The organism is Methanobrevibacter sp. (genome assembly GCF_045116495.1).
Lineage (GTDB): Archaea > Methanobacteriota > Methanobacteria > Methanobacteriales > Methanobacteriaceae > Methanocatella.
On sequence record NZ_JBGULU010000109.1, the window covers coordinates 1 to 4,270 of the forward strand.

Consider the following 4,270-nt stretch of genomic DNA (forward strand, 5'->3'; position numbering starts at 1 on the left):
TATAATAATTTCATGAGAACCTGCATTTGCAATTTCGATTGCTTTTCCAACAGTTGCTACAGGAGCATTGATGGAACCTTCATTATCGTCACTACCGGTAGTGTCCACATAGACAATACCAGTGTATCTTTCTTTAACAGTAATCGGTACACTTAAAGTTTGACCTAAAACAGTTATTCTCACATTATCATTGCGTGCAACATCACTTGTGTATGTCACTTGAGCAATTCCATTACTGAGCACTAAATCCCTTTGACTTAAAGTACCTGCTGCAGAAAATGACACTGCAATTGGATAATCTGGAAGGTAACTGGTCGCACTTGTAGTACCATCATCCAAAGTAGCTTTAACTGTGATTTTAGCAGATTCGTCAGTGTAGATTTCAGAAGCATCTGAATTTACACCAATAACTATGTAATTTGTACAATCAGTAGCAGGAATATTTGATCCCCAGTAGTTGTATTGATTGTCGATAGTTCCTTCACTTTCATCACCAATTACAGTATTACCACCATTGGAATTTAAGAATATATTATTATTGATGTTTGCATCCCATTTGCCTGCAACAACAATAGGTTGGTCGCCGGATAAAACATTTTTCTTGAAATTTAAAGTTCCGGTTGAATCAGCTATAGGACCCATTACACCACAACCAACACTTACGAAATGATTTTCTGCAGTAATTACACAATCAGTTATAGCCAATTCATTCATACTAGATGGAACAATGATGAAATCATTGGCTGCAGTTTCAAATGTCATTTTTGAAAATGAAACAGAACCGACAGAATATGCCTCATTGGTTGGGTCCATAGGATCCCCAATAAGGAAACCGCCCTGATCACCAGTTATTATTACGCCATCACGACTTTCACCAACAAAACTCATAGAATTACCAATAATCCAAGGAGTACTTATTTCATATTCACCATTGCAAAGGAATACTGATCCCCCTTCAGGAACTAACATATTCATGAAAATATTTTCCAAATTAGTTGGACTATCATAAGTTGAACCGTCACCGTCACCGTCAGGTGAAACATAAATATATGCAGGTGCAGGTTCTTCAGTAAGTCCAGGAACATCTTTTTCTAAAGCATCCCCAGTATTTAATTTGTATTCACCATTGTCGTTAACTACCCATGTGGATGCAGTTATACCATCTGGTAATGTATTTGAACCCCAGTAGTTTGCATTCAGGGTATAAACACCATTATCCGGATTGATAAATGCAGTGTTAAATGCATTATTTTGAATATTATTATAATTTAAATCAAAAGTAGCAGCACTATTAGCTGTTAACATGTGATTCGGTTGGGTGTTGTTTGCAATCAATGTTGATTCAATATTGACTGTTTTTGCACCGTTAACGAATATAAAACCTGCTATAGCAAGATCCCTGTAAACATAATTGTTTACTAATTTAGATCTTTTTATATTCATGTTTCCTTTAGCAGTGATTAATCCACTTGAACTTGCAAGATTACAGTTGCTAATGGTTACATTATCCAAAGTGACAGTACCTGCAGATTTTTCACTGTAGATTGCACCAAAGATATATGATGCAGTACTTGCACTGGATATAGATGAACCATCAATAACAGTATTCTTTATAGTGTATTCAGTTTCTGAACTGCCACCAAAATCAATAGCACTTGAATAAGAACCAGTTGAAGATTTTGTATTTAATAGTTTACAGTTATCAACAGTCACACTTCCAGAAGTAAATATACGTATTGCACCATATCTGGAAGCACAATTGTCAAAAGTACAGTCAGTTATTGATACATCACCATTCCCTCCAACAAATATTGGAGTTCTACTACCAGTCATTGAGATATCCTTAAAAGTTACACCACTGATAACCAATGAAGAATAACCGGAACCAGTTGTATAGAATAAATCATTATCACCGGATTTTATGATTACGCCATCTCGGCTTTCACCAGTGAAAGTTAACTGTTTTGTACCTATATCAATTTTAGAAGTCTCGGTATATTCACCGTTCTTGATGAAGATTGTTTCACCACCAGTAGCAGCGCTAACAGCAGAAGAAATTGTTGTATAATCTCCACCTCCATTCGCATCGACAACATATGTGTCTCCACTCGCACTTAAATTGTCATTTGAAGCATCACCTATTGCGATTTCATCGCCAATATCAGCTCCTAATGTCTGATTAAGTGGTTCAGTTGCACTGCCTGCATTAATGCATAAAAACAGCATTAATACAAGCATTGCACAAATGAAAAATTTTTTATTTACCTTCATTCAATCACTCGATTCAATGTTTTGTATGATATAAAGTCAAGTTAAAAAATTATCAACTTTACATTATTAATATATATGAAAACATATATTTAAATCCATTTAATTTGATAGAAAATAAAATAAAAATTATAAAAAAATAATTGAAAAAAAAAGAAAAAATAAGTGAGAAAATTAATCCCCACTTCATTTGAATGTTAATTTTACTGTTTTTGTTGCTTCTTTGTAAGTACCATCCTCTTTAACATTAATGGTTGCAGTAAAAGTACCTTTTTGAGTGTTTTTAATGTTGAAGGTTACTTTACCGTTTTTATCTGTTTTACCAGTGTAAGTTTTACCGTTTAATGTTAATTTGGCGATTTTACCAGATCTGAGATATGCTTTACCATCGTGAGATGATCCGACAATTGTAGATAGGGTAATTGTGTACTTGGATTTAGAGTTTGCTTTTAATGTTTTTGCAGATGCTTTGACTTTGATTGGTTTTTTATCCAGATCAACACATACTGAAGCAAATGTGCTTGTAAAGTTGTCGTTTCCTCCGAAGAAGAACGCCATAGTGTATCTTCCGGCTCTAACCATGTTGAGCTTATATGGGTTGAAGCTACCATTTTCATTGGTTGTTCTGTTATAAACCTTGTCGTTTACAGCGAACTGTATTTTAGCGCCGCTGACAGGTTTGCCGGAAATGTCCAGCAATTCAGTTGCATAGTACATACCTTCTTCACCGGCTTTGGTATCAACAGCATAACCGTTAAGGGTTATAACACCACCAGTGATGTTAAATCTGGTTTCAACTTTAACAACACTAGGAACAGAAGGACCATTTAAAGTCAAAGTAGTATTAATACCATATAAAGTATCGTTTCCTGCATAACTAATGGTAATTGCACCACCGTTTTCAGCTTTAATAGTGAATTTACCATCTTTATCAGTTAAAGTAGTGTTTGCGGCACCATTTACTGCATAGGTAATTGGAGCGTCTGCAATAACATTGCCATCACTATCTTTAAGCACAATAGAAATGGATTGGTCATCACTGATTGTAATTTCACTGAATTCGGATGATTTTAAAACAACAGGAGCTGTCTTATTGGTTTCGACAGTAGCAGTACCGTTCACATACTCAATAGGATACTCAACACCGTCAACAACAACAGTCTCAGGAAGTGTACTATTTGTAGCGTTAGCTTTAGCTTCCTCTAATTGTTTAAGTAAATCCTCGATTGTTTGATAAGCAGCATCAAGTTCATTAGCCAAAGCAGTAGCATTAGCCTGAGCATCAGCCAACTCACCAGCTAAATCATCAACTTTCTTATTAGCATCAGCCAACTCATCAGCCAATTTAGTAGCATTAGCCTGAGCATCAGCCAACTCACCAGTCAAATCAGCAATCTTATCAGTAGCATTAGCCAACTCATCAGTCAAATCAGCAATCTTATCAGTAGCATTAGCTAACTCTTCAGATAAATTATCAACCTTAGCATTAGCATCAGCCAACTCACCAGCCAACTTAGTAGCATTAGCCTGAGCTTCTTCTAACTCACCAGTCAAATTATCAATCTTTTCTTTAAGTTCCTTAGTTAGATTTGTATCAATAGTGGTGCCGTTCACAGCAGGAATTGTATATTCCTCACCATCAATGACAATGGTAATATTTTCTGGTTCAGCTGGTTCTTCTTCTACAACAAATGTGTATGTTGCAAATCCTGCAGTATAATTTGCAGTTGCAGCGCTTTCTGCTGTAATTGTGTATGAACCGGCTTTTGTGATTTCATATGTGCCAGTTACGGTTTCACCGTTGACTTTAATGGTTAATGCACCATCACTATCAGCAGTAACTTCGATTGTTACGTTATCTCCGACTTTAGCATCAGTGATTGGAGTGATTTCAACTGTCGCATTTTTAATGCCGACTAAGAATACTTCACTGTATACCTCTGATTTATATTCGTCGTTTTCTTTTGCAAGTACAGTTACATTGTAGATTCCTGCTTTGCCT

Annotated in this window: 2 protein-coding genes; both read right to left on the reverse strand. The window is 35.7% G+C overall.

The window, feature by feature from the left end:
• On the reverse strand, positions 1–2,271 hold a 2,271-nt coding region (locus tag ACJMLH_RS06135), incomplete at its 3' end, for a hypothetical protein (RefSeq protein ID WP_405275770.1).
• A gap of 183 nt (positions 2,272–2,454) precedes the next feature.
• Positions 2,455–4,270 (reverse strand): hypothetical protein (locus ACJMLH_RS06140; RefSeq protein WP_405275772.1); only part of this gene is annotated, 1,816 nt, incomplete at its 5' end.